The 18,745-nt window shown below is 67.8% G+C and carries 17 protein-coding genes; 13 read left to right on the top strand and 4 right to left on the bottom strand.

What is annotated here, in order from left to right; all coding sequences use genetic code 11:
- Positions 1-290: 290 nt before the first annotated feature.
- The 6 genes from ACM6JT_RS17000 to ACM6JT_RS16975 all read left to right on the top strand — a co-directional run bounded on the left by ACM6JT_RS17000 (position 291) and on the right by ACM6JT_RS16975 (position 6,699).
- Complete coding sequence (locus ACM6JT_RS17000; protein ID WP_034181248.1) at positions 291-1,529, top strand: pyridoxal phosphate-dependent aminotransferase; 1,239 nt, start codon at positions 291-293, stop codon at positions 1,527-1,529.
- Between the two features lie 53 nt (positions 1,530-1,582).
- Positions 1,583-2,911 carry a homoserine dehydrogenase gene (locus ACM6JT_RS16995; protein WP_034181249.1) on the top strand — a complete coding sequence of 443 codons (1,329 nt, stop codon included), beginning with the start codon at positions 1,583-1,585 and terminating at the stop codon, positions 2,909-2,911.
- A gap of 10 nt (positions 2,912-2,921) precedes the next feature.
- Positions 2,922-4,373 (top strand): threonine synthase, encoded by a 1,452-nt coding sequence (thrC, locus tag ACM6JT_RS16990; protein ID WP_175750305.1) that lies wholly within the window; start codon positions 2,922-2,924, stop codon positions 4,371-4,373.
- 299 nt (positions 4,374-4,672) lie between these two features.
- Positions 4,673-5,920, top strand: coding sequence for a gephyrin-like molybdotransferase Glp (gene glp, locus ACM6JT_RS16985; protein WP_105392289.1), 1,248 nt, complete (start codon positions 4,673-4,675; stop codon positions 5,918-5,920).
- A 19-nt stretch (positions 5,921-5,939) separates the two neighbouring features.
- Positions 5,940-6,197 (top strand): molybdopterin converting factor subunit 1, encoded by a 258-nt coding sequence (gene moaD / locus ACM6JT_RS16980; RefSeq protein WP_105392288.1) that lies wholly within the window; start codon positions 5,940-5,942, stop codon positions 6,195-6,197.
- A 25-nt stretch (positions 6,198-6,222) separates the two neighbouring features.
- The gene (locus tag ACM6JT_RS16975) at positions 6,223-6,699 is read left to right on the top strand and encodes a molybdenum cofactor biosynthesis protein MoaE (protein ID WP_414856894.1); all 477 of its coding nucleotides are present in this window, start codon (positions 6,223-6,225) and stop codon (positions 6,697-6,699) included.
- 66 nt (positions 6,700-6,765) lie between these two features.
- Here the strand turns inward: ACM6JT_RS16975 and ACM6JT_RS16970 are convergent, their stop codons facing one another.
- Entirely contained in the window at positions 6,766-7,326 is a 561-nt protein-coding gene (locus ACM6JT_RS16970; RefSeq protein ID WP_175750307.1) for a group III truncated hemoglobin, read from the bottom strand.
- Between the two features lie 252 nt (positions 7,327-7,578).
- Here ACM6JT_RS16970 and ACM6JT_RS16965 point away from each other — a divergent pair, with 252 nt between their 5' ends.
- Both ACM6JT_RS16965 and clpB read left to right on the top strand, forming a co-directional pair.
- Positions 7,579-8,097 (top strand): Rrf2 family transcriptional regulator, encoded by a 519-nt coding sequence (locus tag ACM6JT_RS16965; RefSeq protein WP_414856893.1) that lies wholly within the window; start codon positions 7,579-7,581, stop codon positions 8,095-8,097.
- Positions 8,098-8,255: 158 nt separating this feature from the next.
- The gene (gene clpB, locus ACM6JT_RS16960) at positions 8,256-10,853 is read left to right on the top strand and encodes an ATP-dependent chaperone ClpB (RefSeq protein ID WP_034181255.1); all 2,598 of its coding nucleotides are present in this window, start codon (positions 8,256-8,258) and stop codon (positions 10,851-10,853) included.
- A gap of 129 nt (positions 10,854-10,982) precedes the next feature.
- Here the strand turns inward: clpB and ACM6JT_RS16955 are convergent, their stop codons facing one another.
- Together ACM6JT_RS16955 and ACM6JT_RS16950 are read right to left on the bottom strand one after the other, a co-directional pair.
- Positions 10,983-11,414: a YidB family protein gene (locus tag ACM6JT_RS16955; protein WP_105392286.1), complete on the bottom strand. Its 432-nt coding sequence runs from the start codon at positions 11,412-11,414 to the stop codon at positions 10,983-10,985.
- An 88-nt stretch (positions 11,415-11,502) separates the two neighbouring features.
- On the bottom strand, positions 11,503-12,102 hold the full coding sequence (locus tag ACM6JT_RS16950; RefSeq protein WP_105392285.1) for a ComEA family DNA-binding protein: 600 nt from the start codon (positions 12,100-12,102) through the stop codon (positions 11,503-11,505).
- Positions 12,103-12,387: 285 nt separating this feature from the next.
- Between ACM6JT_RS16950 and ACM6JT_RS16945 the strand changes: the two genes are divergently transcribed.
- Both ACM6JT_RS16945 and ACM6JT_RS16940 read left to right on the top strand, forming a co-directional pair.
- A complete protein-coding gene (locus ACM6JT_RS16945) occupies positions 12,388-12,849 on the top strand; it encodes a MerR family transcriptional regulator (RefSeq protein WP_105392284.1) in 462 nt (153 codons plus the stop codon).
- Positions 12,833-13,267: a carboxymuconolactone decarboxylase family protein gene (locus tag ACM6JT_RS16940; RefSeq protein ID WP_034181259.1), complete on the top strand. Its 435-nt coding sequence runs from the start codon at positions 12,833-12,835 to the stop codon at positions 13,265-13,267. Before ACM6JT_RS16945 ends, ACM6JT_RS16940 begins: the two co-directional genes overlap by 17 nt.
- 19 nt (positions 13,268-13,286) lie before the next feature.
- Here the strand turns inward: ACM6JT_RS16940 and ACM6JT_RS16935 are convergent, their stop codons facing one another.
- Entirely contained in the window at positions 13,287-15,203 is a 1,917-nt protein-coding gene (locus tag ACM6JT_RS16935; RefSeq protein ID WP_034181260.1) for a sigma-54-dependent Fis family transcriptional regulator, read from the bottom strand.
- Between the two features lie 537 nt (positions 15,204-15,740).
- Between ACM6JT_RS16935 and ACM6JT_RS16930 the strand changes: the two genes are divergently transcribed.
- The 3 genes from ACM6JT_RS16930 to ACM6JT_RS16920 all read left to right on the top strand — a co-directional run bounded on the left by ACM6JT_RS16930 (position 15,741) and on the right by ACM6JT_RS16920 (position 18,696).
- The gene (locus ACM6JT_RS16930) at positions 15,741-16,799 is read left to right on the top strand and encodes an ATP-NAD kinase family protein (RefSeq protein WP_105392282.1); all 1,059 of its coding nucleotides are present in this window, start codon (positions 15,741-15,743) and stop codon (positions 16,797-16,799) included.
- A 59-nt stretch (positions 16,800-16,858) separates the two neighbouring features.
- A complete protein-coding gene (locus ACM6JT_RS16925; protein ID WP_131947878.1) occupies positions 16,859-17,635 on the top strand; it encodes an SDR family NAD(P)-dependent oxidoreductase in 777 nt (258 codons plus the stop codon).
- Between the two features lie 77 nt (positions 17,636-17,712).
- Positions 17,713-18,696, top strand: a complete 984-nt coding sequence (locus tag ACM6JT_RS16920) for a thiamine pyrophosphate-dependent dehydrogenase E1 component subunit alpha (RefSeq protein ID WP_217589492.1) — start codon at positions 17,713-17,715, stop codon at positions 18,694-18,696.
- Positions 18,697-18,745: the final 49 nt, after the last annotated feature.

The following is an 18,745-nucleotide window of genomic DNA, read 5'->3' as shown; positions in this document are numbered from 1 at the left end:
AATGTGTTGCAGGGCCGCACGGGCCCGGGGCGGCCGGTTTCGCGCGCCTGTGCACGCGGGACGCCTGACGGCGCGGGCCCGGCGCGGCTATGGTGCATTGCGAAAGTCGGCCAAAATCCGCTAAATTATAACTTTTTGGTCGCCCCCGGGCGCCACTTGCATCGCGCGCTGCCACAAGCCGCGCCCGATCGCCCGCTTTTTCCCAGTCTAGACAGCGCGCACAGACCGGCCGCTTTCCAGTTTTGATCCCGTCCCCCCGGCCGCAAGGCCAACCCAGGAACCGTGTCGTCGTGAAACCGATTCAGAAGTCGAACAAGCTGCTCAACGTCTGCTACGACATCCGTGGCCCGGTGCTCGAGCACGCGAAGCGCCTCGAGGAAGAAGGCCACCGCATCATCAAGCTGAACATCGGCAACCTCGCGCCGTTCGGCTTCGACGCACCGGACGAGATCATCCAGGACATGATCCGCAACCTGCCGGCGTCGTCGGGCTATTCGGATTCGAAGGGCGTGTTCTCGGCCCGCAAGGCCGTGATGCACTACACGCAGGAAAAGGGCGTCGTGGGCGTCGGCCTCGACGACATCTACATCGGCAACGGCGCGTCCGAGCTGATCGTGATGGCGACCCAGGCGCTGCTGAACGACGGCGACGAAGTGCTGCTGCCCGCGCCCGACTACCCGCTGTGGACGGCCGCGGTGAGCCTGTCGGGCGGCACGCCCGTGCACTACGTGTGCGACGAGCAGAACGCGTGGATGCCCGATCTCGACGACATCCGCCGCAAGATCACGCCGAACACGAAGGCGATCGTCGTGATCAACCCGAACAACCCGACGGGCGCGCTTTATTCCGACGAATTGCTGCTGGAGCTGCTCGAGATCGCGCGCCAGCACGGGCTGATCGTGTTTGCCGACGAGGTCTACGACAAGATTGTCTACGACGGCCTCGAGCACACGGCGATGGGCTCGCTGTCGGAGGACGTGATCACCGTCACGTTCAACAGCCTGTCGAAGAGCTATCGCTCGTGCGGCTACCGCGCGGGCTGGATGGCCGTGTCGGGCCTCGGCGGCGACAACCGCCGGCGCGCGAAGGACTACCTCGAGGGGCTCGGCATCCTGTCGTCGATGCGCCTGTGCGCGAACGTGCCGGGGCAGTTCGCGATCCAGACGGCGCTCGGCGGCTACCAGAGCATCAACGAGCTGATCGTGCCGAGCGGGCGCCTGTACAAGCAGCGCGAGCTCGCGTACGACATGCTCACGTCGATTCCGGGCGTGACCTGCGTGAAGCCGCAGGCCGCGCTGTACATGTTCCCGCGCCTCGATCCGAAAATCTATCCGATCCAGAACGACCAGCAGTTCATACTCGACCTGCTGCTCGAAGAGCGCGTGCTGCTCGTGCAGGGCACGGGTTTCAACTGGGCGACGCCGGACCACTTCCGCGTGGTCTTCCTGCCGAACCTCGACGACCTGACCGATTCGATCAACCGGATCGCACGCTTCCTCGACGGCTACCGCAAGCGCCATTCGGCCTGAGCGGGCAGGACCACACGGAACCCATTACTTCTTACTCATCGATCACACGCAGCATGGAACCGATCAAAGTTGGCCTGTTGGGCTTCGGCACGGTGGGCAGCGGCACCTTCACGGTGCTGCGCCGCAACCAGGAAGAAATCAAGCGACGCGCGGGGCGCGGCATCGAGGTGACGCGCATTGCCGTGCGCAACCCGGCCAAGGCGCAGGCTGCGCTCGGCGGCGACGCCGGCGCCGCGCAGATCACCGACGATTTCAATTCGGTGGTCGACGATCCGTCGATCGCGATCATCGCCGAGATGATCGGCGGCACCGGCATCGCGCGCGAGCTCGTGCTGCGCGCGATCGCGAACGGCAAGCATGTCGTGACGGCGAACAAGGCGCTGCTCGCGGTGCACGGCACCGAGATCTTCGAGGCCGCGCGCGCGAAGGGCGTGATGGTCGCGTTCGAGGCGGCCGTCGCCGGCGGCATCCCGATCATCAAGGCGCTGCGCGAAGGCCTGACCGCGAACCGCATCCAGTACATCGCGGGCATCATCAACGGCACGACGAACTACATCCTGTCGGAAATGCGCGACCGCGGGCTCGACTTCGCGACCGCGCTGAAGGCCGCGCAGGAGCTCGGCTACGCGGAAGCCGATCCGACCTTCGACATCGAAGGCATCGACGCCGCGCACAAGGCGACGATCATGAGCGCGATCGCGTTCGGCGTGCCGGTGCAGTTCGACCGTGCGTACGTCGAGGGCATCAGCAAGCTCGACGCAACCGACATCCGCTACGCGGAAGAACTCGGCTACCGGATCAAGCTGCTCGGCATCGCGCGCCGCGCCGAAAACGGCATCGAGCTGCGCGTGCACCCGACGCTGATCCCGGAAAAGCGCCTGCTCGCGAACGTCGAAGGCGCGATGAACGCGGTCGTCGTGCACGGCGACGCGGTCGGCACGACGCTGTACTACGGCAAGGGCGCGGGCGCGGAGCCGACCGCGTCGGCGGTGGTCGCCGATCTCGTCGACGTCACGCGCCTGCACACGGCCGACCCCGAGCATCGCGTGCCGCACCTCGCGTTCCAGCCCGACAGCCTGTCGAACACGCCGATCCTGCCGATCGAGGAAGTCACGAGCGGCTACTACCTGCGCCTGCGGGTGGCCGACCAGACCGGCGTGCTCGCCAACATCACGCGCATCCTCGCCGAATCGGGCATTTCGATCGACGCGCTGCTGCAGAAGGAATCGGAGCAGGTCGACGGCGCGAACGGCGAGACCGACATCATCCTGATCACCCACGAGACGCTCGAGAAGAACGTCAACGCGGCGATCGCGCAGATCGAGAGCCTCGCGACGGTCGTGTCGAAGGTGACGAAGCTGCGCATGGAAGCGCTGAACTGAGGCGGAAGACATGAACTACATCTCCACGCGCGGCGCCGGCTTCGGCGAGCGCCATACGTTCTCCGACATCCTGCTCGGCGGCCTCGCGAAGGACGGCGGGCTCTACCTGCCGGCCGAGTATCCGAAGGTGTCCACCGACGAGCTCGCGCGCTGGCGCGCGCTGCCGTACGCGGATCTCGCATTCGAGATCCTGTCGAAGTTCTGCGACGACGTGCCGGCCGACGACCTGCGTGCGATCACGCGCCGCACGTACACGGCCGACGTGTACAGCAACACGCGCCACGGCGAGAACGCAGCCGACATCACGCCGCTGAAGACGCTCGGCACCGAGAACGGCGCGCCGATCTCGCTGCTCGAACTGTCGAACGGCCCGACGCTCGCGTTCAAGGACATGGCGATGCAGCTGCTCGGCAACCTGTTCGAGTACACGCTCGCGAAGCACGGCGAAGCGCTGAACATTCTCGGCGCGACGTCGGGCGACACGGGCAGCGCGGCCGAATATGCGATGCGCGGCAAGGCCGGCGTGCGCGTGTTCATGCTGTCGCCGCACAAGAAGATGAGCGCGTTCCAGACGGCCCAGATGTTCAGCCTGCAGGATCCGAACATCTTCAACCTCGCGGTCGAAGGCGTGTTCGACGACTGCCAGGACATCGTGAAGGCCGTGTCGAACGATCACGCGTTCAAGGCGCAGCAGAAGATCGGCACGGTCAACTCGATCAACTGGGCGCGCGTCGTCGCGCAGGTCGTGTACTACTTCAAGGGCTATTTCGCGGCGACGCAGTCCAACGACGAGCGCGTGTCGTTCACGGTGCCGTCGGGCAACTTCGGCAACGTGTGCGCGGGCCACATCGCGCGGATGATGGGGCTGCCGATCGCGAAGCTCGTGGTCGCGACCAACGAGAACGACGTGCTCGACGAGTTCTTCCGCACGGGCGCGTATCGCGTGCGCAGCGCCGAGAATACGTATCACACGAGCAGCCCGAGCATGGACATCTCGAAGGCGTCGAACTTCGAGCGCTTCGTGTTTGACCTGCTCGGCCGCGATCCGGCGCGCGTGATGCAGCTGTTCCGCGACGTCGAGGAGAAGGGCGGCTTCGATCTCGCGGCGAGCGGCGATTTCGCGCGCGTCGCGGAGTTCGGCTTCGTGTCGGGCCGCAGCAGCCATACGGACCGCATCGCGACGATCCGCGACGTGTTCTCGCGCTACGACACGATGATCGATACGCACACGGCCGACGGCGTGAAGGTTGCGCGCGAGCATCTCGACGCAGGCGTGCCGATGGTCGTGCTCGAGACGGCGCAGCCGATCAAGTTCGGCGAGACGATCCGTGAAGCGCTCGATCGCGAAGCCGAGCGGCCGGCCGCATTCGACGGGCTCGAGGCGCTGCCGCAGCGCTTCGAGGTCGTGAAGGCCGACGCGCAGCAGGTGAAGGATTTCATCGCCGCGCATACGGGCGCGTGACGCACGGCCGGGCCCGCGGGCCCGGCTGCGCAGGACGGCCGGAATGCCGATTCGTCGAACGGATCGGGGTTCCGGCCGTTTCGTTTGGTGGTGCGGTGCAGCGGTACTGCGATATGCACGCGTTCGGCAGCCCGCCGCGCGTCTGCCGTCGAACGTCGCACGAAACAGGTGCCAGACCCGCAGGTGCCAGACCCGCGCGTCCACGACGATCACAGTTCTCGCATGTCGGCCATATCGCGCGCCCGCGCGACGGCGTCGCTACAATGACGTATTGACTCCAACGTTCCCCGATTCCATCGATGTCGAACCCGAATCCCGCGGCGCCGCGCGCGCCGATGCTGTCGACCGCCGAGGCGCTCGCCGCGCTGCTCGATGCCGCGAAGCCGCTGCCCGGCACCGAAACCGTCGCCACGCTCGACGCGCTCGGCCGCGTGCTGGCGGCCGACGTGAGCTCGCCGCTCGACGTGCCGCCGATGCATACGAGCGCGATGGACGGTTATGCGGTGCGCGTCGCCGACCTGCTGCACGGCGAGCGGCGTCTGCCGGTGTCGCAGCGGATTCCGGCCGGTCATCCGGCCGTGCCGCTCGCGGCCGGCACGGCCGCGCGGATCTTCACCGGCGCGACGGTGCCGCCCGGCGCCGACGCCGTCGTGATGCAGGAGCAGACGTCGGCCGACGGCGATGCGGTCGAGATCCTGCATACGCCGAAGGCCGGTGAATGGATCACCGCGCAGGGCGCGGACATCCGGCAGGGGGCGGTGATCCTGCCGGCCGGCACGCGGCTCACGCCGCAGGCGCTCGGCCTTGCCGCGTCGGTCGGCTGTGCGCAACTGTCGGTCGCACGGCGGATTCGCGTCGCGGTGTTCTTCACCGGCGACGAGCTGACGATGCCGGGCGAGCCGCTGAAGCCCGGCGCGATCTACAACTCGAACCGCTTCACGCTGCGCGGGCTGCTGGAGCGGCTCGGCTGCCACGTGACCGACTACGGGATCGTGCCCGACTCGCTCGCCGCGACGCGCGACACGCTGCGCGAGGCTGCGCGCGATCACGACGTGATCCTGACGAGCGGCGGCGTATCGGTCGGCGACGAGGATCACGTGAAGCCGGCCGTCGAGTCCGAAGGGCGGCTCGCGCTGTGGCAGATCGCGATGAAGCCCGGCAAGCCGCTCGCGTACGGCGCGGTGCGGCGCGGTGACGATCGCCCCGATGCGCACTTCATCGGGCTGCCCGGCAACCCCGTATCGAGCTTCGTCACGTTCCTGCTGTTCGTGCGGCCGTTCCTGTTGCGCCTGTCCGGCGTGCGCGACGTCGCGCCGCGCGCGCTGTCGCTGCGCGCCGACTTTTCGCAAGGCAAGGGCGACCGGCGCAACGAATTCCTGCGCGCACGCGTCAATGCGGCCGGTGGCCTCGATCTGTTCCCGAACCAGAGCTCGGCGGTGCTGACGTCGACGGTCTGGGGCGACGGCCTGATCGACAATCCGCCGCAGCACGCGATCAGCGCAGGCGAGACCGTGCGTTTCATTCCGTTTTCCGAATTGCTGTCGTAACGCGGCGGCTTCCCGAACCATGAAGATTCAGCTGAAATTTTTTGCAAGCGTACGAGAATCGCTGGGCGTCGCCGACGAGCAGGCCGACGTGCCGGACAGCGTAACGACCGTCGGCGACGTGCGCGCGTGGCTGCGCGTGCGCGGCGGTGCGTGGGCCGAGACGCTCGCCGAAGGGCGCGCATTGCGCATGGCGTGCAACCATGAGATGACCGATCCCGACACGCGGCTCACCGAAGGTTGCGAGGTCGCGTTCTTTCCGCCGGTGACGGGCGGTTGAGCTTGGCATGGGACCGGAGCGTGTGATGGCAACGATACAAATCCAGACCGACGACTTCGATCTGAACGCCGAAGTCGCGGCATTGCGCGCGCGCAATCCGAAGATCGGCGCGATCGCGTGCTTCGTCGGCACCGTGCGCGACCTGAACGAAGGCGATTCGGTCGCCGCGATGGAGCTCGAGCACTATCCGGGGATGACCGAGAAGGCGCTCGAGAAGATCGCCGCCGAGGCCTGCCGGCGCTGGCCGGGCATCGACGTCGCGATCGTGCATCGGGTCGGCAGGCTCCTGCCGCTCGACCAGATCGTGATGGTGGCGACGGTCGCCGCGCATCGCGGCGATGCGTTCGCGTCGTGCGAATTCGTGATGGACTACCTGAAGACCGAAGCGCCGTTCTGGAAGAAGGAAACGACGCCGGACGGCGAGCGCTGGGTCGATGCGCGCAGCACCGACGATGCGGCGCTCGCGCGCTGGGGCGTCGAATCGGGCAACACGCCGCGCTGAGCGCGGCGTCCGCGCAATGCGGCGATGTGCCGCATGTGTGTAATCGTCGCGCGCGATGTGTGCGCGTTACGCGTCCGGATCGGCGCTGCGCCCGACGATCTTCGTCGGAAACGGTTCGCCGCGGGCACGCGACGGCAATGCGTGCGGATCGTCGCCCGCGTCGCGGCGGCGCGGCGCGATCGCATCGAGCAGCGCCTGCTGCTCGGGCGGAATCCGGTAATCCCAGCCGAACCGGCTCAACTGCAGGCTCTGTGCGATCCGCAGCGCGGGTTCCATGAAGCGGATCGCCGCGGGCGGCGCGTAGCGCGCCTCGACGGTCTTCAGGAACAACGACAGCCAGCGGCTGAAATGGGCCGGCTCGATCCCGTCGAGCGGCTGGTGCGCCTGCTGCACGTTGCCGCGATAGCCCTTGGTGCCGAGCACGAGGCTCGACCAGAACGTGACCATCTTCGGCAGATGGTCGTCCCAGCGGCCGGCCAGCTTCGCGTCGAACACGGGCCCGAGCAGCGGATCGGCGCGCACGCGGTCGTAGAACGCGTAGACGAGATCGCGGATGTTGTCTTCGGTCGGCTCGGCATCGCGAGGGCGGGCCGGGGCGGTTTCGGGCGAGGCAGGCAGGGCGGTCATGGCAAAAAGGGCCGGGAGATCGAGGCAACGACGAAGCGGCGGCGCGGGCAACGCGCAGGACGCCGGCAGAATTTTGACGCAAAATAGCGTCCAACAACCCCTGAAAAACGTGCGGATGTAACGCATCTTATTGCGCGCGCGCCATCCGGGCAACCCGGGGCCGTGGAACGGGACCGTCAGCCGGCCCGGCGCGCTTCCCGACCGGCCCGGCCCGCGCAATCGGGGCACGATCGATCTTTTCCGTATTCGCCCATGAGACTCACCGACTACACCGACTACTCGCTGCGCGTGATGCTGTACCTTGCCGTGCGCGGCGAGGGGCTCGCGACGATCCAGGAGATCTCGGACGCCTACGGCATCTCGAAGAACCATCTGATGAAAGTCGTGCAGCAGCTCGGCGAGTTGGGATGGGTCGACACGGTCCGCGGCCGCAACGGCGGGCTGCGGCTGTTCCCCGAATCGCTGCTGCTGACGGTCGGCCAGGTCGTGCGCGCGACCGAGAACGACTTCGCGCTGGTCGGCTGCTTTTCGACCGACGGCAGCGAGTCGCGCGGCTGCGTGATCGAGCCGCAGTGCCGTCTGAAGGGCGTGCTGGCGGCCGCGCGCGATGCGTTTTTCGCCGAGCTCGATCGTCACACGCTCGGCGAACTGGTCGAACCCGCGTCGCCGCTTGCTGCGTTGCTCGGCATCCGTCCGGTCGCGCTCGTGCGCGCCGTGCCGTCACCGGACGAATCGCCTGCGCCCGTCGAGCCGCCGTCGACGGCCGGCTGACACGCGGGCACTGCGTGCCGCGATCCGACCGCGTCCCGCCTCTGGGCCGCGGCGTTGCCATCCAGCGATTTTTTGCGCTGAATCAACCCGAATTTCGCTTGAAAGCCGCATAACCATCCTCATCTTGGTGTTAATCGAAAATTGGAGGTCTCGACAAAATGAGAATCGACAAGCTCACCACCAAGTTCCAGGAAGCACTCGCGGACGCGCAAAGCCTTGCGGCAGGCCGCGACAATCAATACATCGAACCCGTTCACGTACTGGCGGCGCTGGTCGCACAGCACGACGGTTCCGCCCGTTCGCTGATGTCGCGCGCGGGTGTTCACGTGCAGGCGCTGCAAGGCGCGCTGAACGAAGCGATCTCGCGCCTGCCGCAAGTCACGGGCACGGGCGGCGACATCCAGATCGGCCGCGAGTTGGCCGGGCTGCTGAACCAGGCCGACAAGGAAGCGCAGAAGCTCAACGACACGTTCATCGCGAGCGAGATGTTCCTGCTCGCCGTGTCCGACGACAAGGGCGACGCCGGCAAGCTCGCGCGTCAGCACGGCCTCACGCGCAAGGCGCTCGAAGCCGCGATCGCCGCGGTGCGCGGCGGCTCGCAGGTGCACAGCCAGGATGCCGAAAGCCAGCGCGAGGCGCTGAAGAAGTACACGGTCGACCTGACCGAGCGCGCCCGTTCGGGCAAGCTCGATCCGGTGATCGGGCGCGACGACGAAATCCGCCGCTCGATCCAGATCCTGCAGCGCCGCACGAAGAACAACCCGGTGCTGATCGGCGAGCCGGGCGTCGGCAAGACCGCGATCGTCGAAGGGCTCGCGCAGCGGATCGTCAACGGCGAAGTGCCCGAGACGCTGAAGGGCAAGCGCGTGCTGTCGCTCGACATGGCCGCGCTGCTCGCCGGCGCGAAGTACCGCGGCGAGTTCGAGGAGCGGCTGAAGGCCGTGCTCAACGACATCGCGAAGGACGAAGGCCAGACGATCGTCTTCATCGACGAGATCCACACGATGGTCGGCGCGGGCAAGGCCGAAGGCGCGATGGATGCGGGCAACATGCTGAAGCCGGCGCTGTCGCGCGGCGAGCTGCACTGCATCGGCGCGACCACGCTCGACGAATACCGCAAGTACATCGAGAAGGATGCCGCGCTCGAACGCCGCTTCCAGAAGGTGCTCGTCGACGAGCCGAGCGTCGAGGCGACGATCGCGATCCTGCGCGGGCTGCAGGAGAAGTACGAACTGCACCACGGCGTCGACATCACCGACCCGGCGATCGTTGCCGCGGCCGAGCTGTCGCATCGCTACATCACCGACCGCTTCCTGCCCGACAAGGCGATCGACCTGATCGACGAAGCCGCTTCGAAGATCAAGATGGAAATCGATTCGAAGCCCGAAGAGATGGACAAGCTCGATCGCCGGCTGATCCAGCTGAAGATCGAGCGCGAAGCCGTGAAGAAGGAGCAGGACGAAGCGTCGCAGAAGCGCCTGCAGCTGATCGAGGAAGAGATCGACCGCCTCGGCCGCGAATACGCGGACCTCGAGGAGATCTGGACCGTCGAGAAGGCCGCGGTGCAGGGCAGCGCGCAGCTCAAGGAAGAGATCGAGAAGGCGCGGGCGGACATCGCGCGGCTGCAGCGTGAAGGCAAGCTGGAGAAAGTCGCGGAGCTGCAGTACGGCAAGCTGCCGCAGCTCGAGGCGCAATTGAAGCAGGTCACGCAGGCCGAAGAGCGGGAGCAGCACAACCCGACGCGTCCGCGCCTGCTGCGCACGCAGGTCGGCGCCGAGGAAATCGCGGAAGTCGTGTCGCGTTCGACGGGGATTCCCGTGTCGCGGATGATGCAGGGCGAGCGCGAGAAGCTGCTGCACATCGAGGAAAAGCTGCATGAGCGCGTGGTCGGCCAGCATGAGGCGATCGGCGCGGTGGCCGACGCGATCCGCCGCTCGCGCGCGGGTCTCGCCGATCCGAACCGTCCGTACGGCTCGTTCCTGTTCCTCGGCCCGACGGGGGTCGGCAAGACCGAGCTGTGCAAGGCGCTGGCGTCGTTCCTGTTCGATTCGGAAGAGCACCTGATCCGCATCGACATGAGCGAGTTCATGGAGAAGCACAGCGTCGCGCGGCTGATCGGCGCGCCGCCGGGTTATGTCGGCTACGAGGAAGGCGGCTACCTGACGGAAGCCGTGCGCCGCAAGCCGTACAGCGTGATCCTGCTCGACGAGATCGAGAAGGCGCATCCGGACGTGTTCAACGTGCTGCTGCAGGTGCTCGACGACGGCCGCATGACGGACGGGCAGGGGCGCACGGTCGACTTCAAGAACACGGTGATCGTGATGACGTCGAACCTCGGCTCGCAGGTGATCCAGGCGATGACCGGTGCGCCGCAGGACGAGATCAAGGACGCGGTGTGGCTCGAGGTGAAGCAGCATTTCCGCCCCGAGTTCCTGAACCGGATCGACGACGTCGTCGTGTTCCATGCGCTCGACCGCAGCAACATCGAGTCGATCGCGAAGATCCAGCTGGCGCGTCTGCACGACCGGCTCGCGAAGCTCGACATGGCGCTCGACGTGTCGGAAGCGGCGCTCGAGCAGATCGCGAAGGTCGGCTACGATCCGGTGTTCGGCGCGCGGCCGCTGAAGCGCGCGATCCAGCAGGAGATCGAGAACCCGGTCGCGAAGCTCATCCTCGCGGGCCGCTTCGGTCCGAAGGACGTGATTCCGGTCGACGTCAACGACGGCAAGTTCGTGTTCGACCGCGTCGTTCACTGAACGCCGGCCACCGGCCGCACGCCCGGTTCGCGCCGGGCGCGCAAAAACAAACACCCCGCCTCGGCGGGGTGTTTGCATATGGAGCGGCCCGATTGGGCCATGAAGCGGGGGCCGCGAAGCGGCGCGGGCTCAGGCCTGCTTGTTGCCGCCGAACATGCCGGCGAGCTGCGTCAGCGTGCCGAGCACGTTCGACGTATCGATCTGGCCGCCGGCCGGTACTTCGCCGTTCGGCGTCGCGCTGTTGACGACGTGCGGCAGCACCTGCGCGAGGATCGACGAGGCCTGACCCGGATCGATGCCGATCTTGCTCGCGAGCGAGCCGACGACGTCCGAGCCGAGCACGTTCTGCAGCGTGTCGGCCGAGATCGGCTGGTTCTCGCCGGTGCCGACCCATGAGCCGATGACCTCGCCGGCGCCGCCTTTCTGGAACTTCTCGATCAGCCCGTTCAGGCCGCCCGGCTGGTTGTTGATGAATTCGAGCGCGGTCGTGATCAGTGCGCTTTGCGAGTTGCCGCCGGCCTGGCCGCCGATCAGACCGCCGACGATGTCGAGGAGACCCATGATTCTTCACCTTTACCGATAAGGGCGCCGCAATAAGGGCGCCCGTTGAACGAATGCCGCGCGCACGCCGTCGCGCGCGCGGCGCACATCAGGCGCCCGACGCCGCGGCGGCGGAGGCTGCCTTGTCCTTCTTGCTCTTTTTCTTCGACCCCTTCGCCGCCTTCGCGGACGACGCTGCGGCCGGTGCGCTCGCACCCGCGTCGGCGGATGCCGCTGCGGCCGCTGCTGCCTTTTCCTTCTTCGATGCGCGCTTGGTCTTGGCGGGCTTCGCGGCCGCATCCGGCGCGCTTGCCGCCGGGGCCGGCGCCGTGGCCGTCGTGCCGGCCGTCGCGGTCGTGGACGTCGATGCGGTGCCTGTCGACGTCGTTGCCGACGTCGTCGCGGCCGGCTTCGACAGCTTCACGCCTTTCGGCGGCGTCGACGAGCCGCCGATCGTCAGGCCGTTTTCCTCGAGATGCCCGACCGATTTCGTGCCGAGACCCTTCACCCGATTTGCGAGATCGTCGGCGTCCTTGAATGGGCCGTTCTTGGTGCGTTCGTCGATGATCGCCTTCGACTTGACGGGCCCGAGACCCTTCACGGCTTCGAGCGCGGCCTGGTCGGCCGTGTTGACTTCGACGGCTGCGGCAAAGCCTGCGGCGAGCGACAGCGATAGCGCGACGAACAGCATCAGCAGCTTTTTCAGCATGGCAAAGGCTCCCTGGTTCTGACGGATGAATGGCTGTTGCAACGGACGGCGGGGCGAGACCTGGCCGGGCGTCGCCGTTAAGCATAGGACAAATGCGTGCCCTTTTTAAGACAGGCTGACCGAATCTTGCTGAAGGCTTGCGTCGCTGTAAAGGCCGAAAGCCGCGCCGGGCGGCGGTTTTGACCATTCTTTACGGTGTCGAGGGGCGTTGCGGGTTGTCGTCGCGCTGGCCGTTCGATAGTGCTTGACTTAGAGTTAGCTCTAACTCCTAACCTTGTTCCTGCCATGTCGAAAACCGTATCCAAACCTTCCGCCGCCGGTCCGCTGACGATCGGGCAAGTCGCCGAGCTGACCGGCGTGTCGACGCATACGTTGCGGTATTACGAGCAGGCCGGCCTGCTGCGCGCGATTTCGCGCACGGCGGCCGGGCACCGGCTCTATGCGCCGGCCGACCTTGACTGGCTGGCGTTCGTGATGCGCCTGAAGGCGACCGGCATGCCGATCGCGCAGATGCAGCAGTTCGCGGCGCTGCGCGCGCAAGGCGAGCCGACGTTCGGCGCGCGGCGGCGGTTGCTGGTTGCGCATCGCGACGCGGTGCGCGCGCATATCGCGGAGCTGCAGGCGAGCCTCGACGCGATCGGCGACAAGATCGCGTACTACGAGGCGCGGGAACGCGATACGGAACGACGGGCGACACCTTCTCACTCTCAATCGGAACAGGACGGACACGATGGAACAACTCGTTGAAGATCGTTATACGCGCGGCTGGAACAAACTGAAGGAAATCGACGGCGAAGTGGGCGAACGCGTGATCGCGGCGCTTGCACCGATCGCGCCGGATTTCGGGCGGCTCCTGGTCGAGTTCAGTTTCGGCGACATCTACAGCCGGCCGCAGCTCGACCTGAAAGCACGCGAGATCGCGACGATCGCGGCGCTGGCCGCGCTCGGCAACGCACAGCCGCAACTGAAGGTGCATATCGAGGCCGCGCTGAACGTCGGCTGCACGCGCGACGAGATCGTCGAGGTGTTCATGCAGGTGGCCATCTACGCGGGTTTCCCGGCCGCGCTGAACGCGCTGTTCGCCGCGCACGAGGTGTTCGTGCGGCGCGACGAAGCGGCCGGTGAGGCCGGGAAAGCAAGCGAAGCGGCAGCGCAGGCCGCGTGATGGCGGTCGCGCCGGCTCGTCACGCGCGGTGCGGCGCGACGATCCGGTGTTTCGCGATCCGCCGGTACAGCGTCGCGCGCGAGATGCCGAGCGCCTGCGCGGCCGCGTCGGGCCGCCAGCGGTGCGCGGTGAGCGCCGCGACGATGCGGCCGCGCTCGTCGTCGGGCAGTGCGCCGGCCGGGGCGCCGCCGAGCTGCGCGGCGAGGTCGGCCGGCAGGTCGCGCCGCGTCACGCGCGCGGCGTCGCACACCGCGCACGCATAGCGCAGCACGTTGCGCAGCTGCCGTACGTTGCCGGGCCACGGATAGGCGGCGAGCTGTTCGGCGAGCGTCGCGTCGAGCGTGAGGACGTGGCCGGTCGCCTGCGCTTCCTCGGCGAACACGGCGGCAATCACGTCGCGCACGTCTGCGCGCTTGCGCAGCGGCGGCAGTTCGAACGTCGCGCCGCTCAGCCGGTAATACAGATCTTCGCGGAACGTGCCGTCAGCCACCATGCGCGCGAGATCGCGGTGCGTCGCGCAGATCACGTCGAGGTCGACGCGCACCGGCGTATCGCTGCCGAGCGGCACGACCTCGCCGTCGGCGAGCACGCGCAACAGCCGTGTCTGCAGCGCGAGCGGCATGTCGCCGATTTCGTCGAGAAACAGCGTGCCGCCGTCGGCGAGTGCGATCTTGCCGCGTGCGCCGTGCTTGCGCGCGCCGGTGAACGCGCCGGCCGCATAGCCGAACAGTTCGCTCTCGATCAGCGCTTCCGGCAGCGCGCCGCAATTGACGGCGACGAACGGCCGCGCGCGCCGCGCACCGGCATCGTGAATCGCGCGCGCGAACACTTCCTTGCCCGCACCGGTTTCGCCGAGCACGAGAATCGGCAGCCGCTTGCTCGCGACGCGCAGCGCGAGTTCCGCCTGTTGCGCGATGTGCGTGTCGCTGCTGTGCAGGAACGGCGTCAGCGCGCCGACGTGGCGCGTCGCGGTGCCCGCGCGCCGCGATACCGTGCCGGGTTCGCGGCCGGCGCGTCGTAGCGGCGCACGCAGCCGCGCATAGAGCGGTGCGCCGGTCGCGCGCAGCCGCAGCGCGACGATCGTATCGAGCCGCGCGGCATCGCGCAGCGGCATCTCGGTTGCGTCGAAGATCTCGTCGATATGGCGCGGTTCGCGCAGCGCCGGCAGCGCATCGCGCGCCTGCCGGTTCGCGGCGACGATATTGCCGCATTCGTCGAACGCGATCAGCCATTCGGGTTGCGCTTCGACGTAGTGACGGTTCGGATGCCCGAACAATATCCAGTGCTGCGCGGTGCTGTGCACGAAGTAGCCGTCCTCGATCAGCGCCGCACTCTGCCGCACGAGCTGGTAGACGAGGCGCTGGCTGTCGCGGCCGTCGGGCGAATGGACGGCCGACGCGTCGAGCACGCCGATCAGTTCGCCGCCCGGCGAGAAGATCGGCGCCGCGCTGCAAGTGAGTGTCGTGAACGCCGCGCGAAAGTGATCGGTCTTGTGCACGGTGATCGGCGCGAGATCGGTCAGCACGCTCGCGACGCCGCACGTTCCTTCCTCGCTTTCCGACCAGCACGAGCCGATGTGCAGCCCCGCATGGCGGAAGTCGTTGCGGCGCTCGCGGTCGATCCGATAGTCGATCGTCACGCCGTGCGCGTCGGTCAGCATCACGCAGTAGTCGGCGACGCGGATCATGTCGTGCAGCCGTGTCAGGCACTGGCCCGACGCACGCAGGAAGGCTTCCTCCTTGTCGCGCACTTCGCGCAGCTCGGACGCGGTCAGCACGCGCGGGCCGATCGACGAAGCGGGGTCGAGACGGTAGCGCTCCAGCGAACGTTGCCACGACGACACGAGGCGCGCGGAATCGGCCGGCGCGGGCAGGCGTCCGGCGAGCGCGCCGAGCACACGGTCGGCGTGCTGGGCCTGGGGGACGGCGTAGGGCATGGTCGGCTCCGGTTCCGTACGGCGGGGAATTCGATGTTCTTGTAGCACATCCGGTCCGGCGGATCACATTGCATCGCAGCACGCGGCGGGCGTGAGACGTTCGTCTCATGCGTCTCTCGCCCGGTTTCGCGCGGTTGAGACACCCGCATGCGTGGCACGCGGCGGTCGTCCGGCTCGTCGCGGCATGCGCCACGCCGCGTCAACGCAGGGTTTGCGGGCAGGGCGGCGCGCTTGCGCAGGCGTCGCGACGAGCGCGTCGTCGCAACGACGGCGTGAGACGCACGCGCGGATTCGCCGCGCGCTGCGTCGTCACGGTCGCGAACCCGGAACATGTGCATGCCCGCCGCGCCAGCGTGGGCGCGGGTTTCGCGGTCATTGCACACACGATGGCACGCCGCTTGCAGAGATCACGTGCAAGCCCGGCGCAGTCGCGTCGGCGACGACGATCCGCAGCCCGTCGATGGCAGCGGACGAAACAGGCAGGGCCGGAGCGGGCGCCAATGCGCCGGTGCCGGTCAACTGGATGGAGACAAACCCGTGACGACGCCCGTTACCGTCGGTGTGATCGCGAACCCCGCATCGGGGCGCGACATCCGCCGCCTCACGACGCATGCATCCGTGTTTCCGACGGCGGAGAAGGCGAACATGATCGTGCGCCTGCTGGCCGGCCTCGGCGCGATGGGCGTCGAGCGCGTGCTGACGCTGCGCGACCGGACGGGCATCGCGACGCTGCTGCTGCGCGCGCTCGACACGCATCGCGCGGTCGCGCCGCACGAGCGCTGGCCCGAGGTCGAGTTCGTCGACCTGCCGATCACCGATACCGTCGCCGATACGCAAGCCGGCGCCGCGTACCTGCACCGGATGGAAGTCGCGCTGATCGTCGTGCTCGGCGGCGACGGCACCCATCGTGCGGTGGCCGCGCATTGCGGCGCGACGCCGCTCGTCGCGCTGTCCACCGGCACCAACAACGCGTTTCCCGAACATCGCGAGGCGACCGTCGCAGGCGTCGCGGCCGGACTCGCCGCGACCGGCGCCGTGCCGGCCGAGGTTGCGTTCACGCGCAACAAGCGGCTCGTCGTGCGCTGCGTGGCAGGCACACAGTCGGGGCGCGAAGAGATTGCGCTCGTCGACGTGTGCGCGGCGCGACAGCGCTTCATCGGCGCCCGTGCGATTTCGGGGCCCGACGACATCGATTCGCTCTACCTGACGTTCGCGGAACCGGACGGCATCGGCCTGTCCGCGCTCGGCGGAGCATGGGCGCCGCTCGAGCGCAGCGCGCCGCACGGGCTCGCGATGCGCTTCGCGGACGAGGGCAAGACGGCCGGCACACCGCTCGTCGCGCCGATTGCACCGGGCCGCGTCGACCGCGTCGTGATGCGCAGTTGCGAGCGGCTCGAACCGGGCGCGTGGCAGACGATCCCGTTCGAGCGCGGCACGCTCGCGTTCGACGGCGAGCGCGAGATCGAGGTGGCGCGCGGCGATCGCTACGAGATTTCGCTCGACTGGCGCGGGCCGCTGACGGTCGACGTCGGCCGCACGCTGCGCTACGCGTCTTCGCGGCAATTGCTGCGCGATGCCGGCGCATGGCGCAACTGAGCATCCGTTTTTCCGAACGACATTTCGATGTCCATAACGAACATCAAGGAGACATTGCCATGACAGCCCCACTCGAAGGACAGGTCGCCATCGTCACGGGCGGCGCGCGCGGCATCGGCCGCGGCATTGCGCTGACACTCGCCGGCGCGGGCGCCGACATCCTGCTGGCCGACCTGCTCGACGATGCGCTCGATGCCACCGCGAGTGCGGTGCGCGCGCTCGGCCGCCGGGCGGCGGTCGCGAAGGTCGACGTCACGCAGGCCGTGCAGGTCGACGCGATGGTCGCGCAGGCGCTCGCCGAACTCGGCCGGCTCGACATCCTCGTGAACTGCGCGGGCGTGATCAGCATTCATCCGGTCGAAGCGTTGACCGAACGCGACTGGGATTTCGTGATGGACGTGAACGCGAAGGGCACGTTCCTCGGCTGCCGCGCGGCGCTCGCGCATCTGAAGGCGCAGGGCCGCGGCCGGATCATCAACGTCGCGTCGATTGCCGGCAAGGAAGGCTTTCCGAATCTCGCCCATTACAGCGCATCGAAGTTCGCGGTCGTCGGCTTCACGAACGCGCTCGCGAAGGAACTCGCGCGCGACGGCGTGACCGTCAACGCGATCTGCCCGGGCATCGTGCGTACCTATATGTGGGACCGGCTGTCCGACGAATGGAAGACCGACGGCGAATCGGTCGAGGAATCGTGGCAGCGGCACCAGTTGACGCTGATCCCGCAGGGCCGCGCGCAGACGCCCGAAGACATGGGCCGGCTCGCGCTGTTCTTCGCGACGATGGACAACGTGACCGGCCAGGCCGTGAACGTCGACGGCGGCTTCACGTTCCACTGACGGCCGCAGGCCGTGCAATCCGTCGCCGCGGCACGGCCGCGGCGGCATTCGCAGTCAGACCTACCCAGGAGACACACATGACCGTTTCGACCCAGCTCAGCAGGGACAAGCTGCTGGACGCATACCGGCTGATGCGCACGATCCGCGAATTCGAGGAGCGCTTGCACGTCGAATTCGCGACCGGAGAGATCCCCGGCTTCGTTCACCTGTACGCGGGCGAGGAGGCGTCCGCGGTCGGCACGATGCTGCACCTCGGCCTCGCCGACTACGTTGCCACCACGCACCGCGGCCACGGCCATTGCATCGCGAAGGGCGTCGACGTGCGCGGGATGATGGCCGAGATCTACGGCAAGAAGACCGGCGTCTGCCACGGCAAGGGCGGCTCGATGCACATCGCCGACCTGTCGATGGGGATGCTCGGCGCGAACGGGATCGTCGGCGCGGGCGGTCCGCTCGTGTGCGGCGCGGCGCTCGCGGCGAAGCACAAGAAGTCCGGCGGCGTCGGCGTGTGCTTCTTCGGCGACGGCGCATCGAACCAGGGCGTGATCTTCGAATCGATGAACCTCGCGTCGGTGTGGCGGCTGCCCGCGATCTTCGTCGCCGAAAACAACGGTTATGCGGAAGCGACGTCGTCGAGCTGGTCGGTCGCGACCGACAACATCGCCGATCGCGCGAACGGGTTCGGGATGCCGGGCGTGATTGTCGACGGCTTCGACTTCTTCGCGGTGCACGAAGCGCTCGGCGAGGCCGTCGAGCGTGCGCGCAACGGCGGCGGCCCGACGCTCGTCGAGGTGAAGTTCACACGCTATTTCGGCCATTTCGAAGGCGATGCGCAGACCTACCGCGCACCCGGCGAGGTGCAGAAGCTGCGCGACGAGAAGGACTGCCTGAAGCACTTCGAGACGCGCGTCGTGCGTGCCGAGGCGCTGACGACCGACGACCTGCGCGCGGTCGACGCCCAGGTGAAGGCGCTGATCGACGACGCAGTCGCGCAGGCGAAGGCCGCGCCGCTGCCCGACGCGGCCGACCTGCTGACCGACGTCTACGTGTCGTACCCGTGAGCGCGGCCTGACACTGCAGCCGGCACGGCGAACCGAACATTCCAGGAGA

Origin of the sequence: Burkholderia sp. IT-111MI5 (assembly GCF_949752865.1) — a bacterium.
GTDB classification, from domain to species: domain Bacteria; phylum Pseudomonadota; class Gammaproteobacteria; order Burkholderiales; family Burkholderiaceae; genus Burkholderia; species Burkholderia pyrrocinia_C.
Note: the sequence above shows the minus strand (reverse complement) of the source record. Positions and strands in the feature narration are given on the sequence as shown.

Coding starts and splice junctions, on each gene's coding strand:
- ACM6JT_RS16995 (WP_034181249.1), top strand. CDS start 1,583: ATGGAACCGATCAAAGTTGGCCTGTTGGGCTTCGGCACGGTGGGCAGC.
- thrC (WP_175750305.1), top strand. CDS start 2,922: ATGAACTACATCTCCACGCGCGGCGCCGGCTTCGGCGAGCGCCATACG.
- glp (WP_105392289.1), top strand. CDS start 4,673: ATGTCGAACCCGAATCCCGCGGCGCCGCGCGCGCCGATGCTGTCGACC.
- moaD (WP_105392288.1), top strand. CDS start 5,940: ATGAAGATTCAGCTGAAATTTTTTGCAAGCGTACGAGAATCGCTGGGC.
- ACM6JT_RS16975 (WP_414856894.1), top strand. CDS start 6,223: ATGGCAACGATACAAATCCAGACCGACGACTTCGATCTGAACGCCGAA.
- ACM6JT_RS16970 (WP_175750307.1), bottom strand. CDS start 7,326: ATGACCGCCCTGCCTGCCTCGCCCGAAACCGCCCCGGCCCGCCCTCGC.
- ACM6JT_RS16965 (WP_414856893.1), top strand. CDS start 7,579: ATGAGACTCACCGACTACACCGACTACTCGCTGCGCGTGATGCTGTAC.
- clpB (WP_034181255.1), top strand. CDS start 8,256: ATGAGAATCGACAAGCTCACCACCAAGTTCCAGGAAGCACTCGCGGAC.
- ACM6JT_RS16955 (WP_105392286.1), bottom strand. CDS start 11,414: ATGGGTCTCCTCGACATCGTCGGCGGTCTGATCGGCGGCCAGGCCGGC.
- ACM6JT_RS16950 (WP_105392285.1), bottom strand. CDS start 12,102: ATGCTGAAAAAGCTGCTGATGCTGTTCGTCGCGCTATCGCTGTCGCTC.
- ACM6JT_RS16945 (WP_105392284.1), top strand. CDS start 12,388: ATGTCGAAAACCGTATCCAAACCTTCCGCCGCCGGTCCGCTGACGATC.
- ACM6JT_RS16940 (WP_034181259.1), top strand. CDS start 12,833: ATGGAACAACTCGTTGAAGATCGTTATACGCGCGGCTGGAACAAACTG.
- ACM6JT_RS16935 (WP_034181260.1), bottom strand. CDS start 15,203: ATGCCCTACGCCGTCCCCCAGGCCCAGCACGCCGACCGTGTGCTCGGC.
- ACM6JT_RS16925 (WP_131947878.1), top strand. CDS start 16,859: ATGACAGCCCCACTCGAAGGACAGGTCGCCATCGTCACGGGCGGCGCG.
- ACM6JT_RS16920 (WP_217589492.1), top strand. CDS start 17,713: ATGACCGTTTCGACCCAGCTCAGCAGGGACAAGCTGCTGGACGCATAC.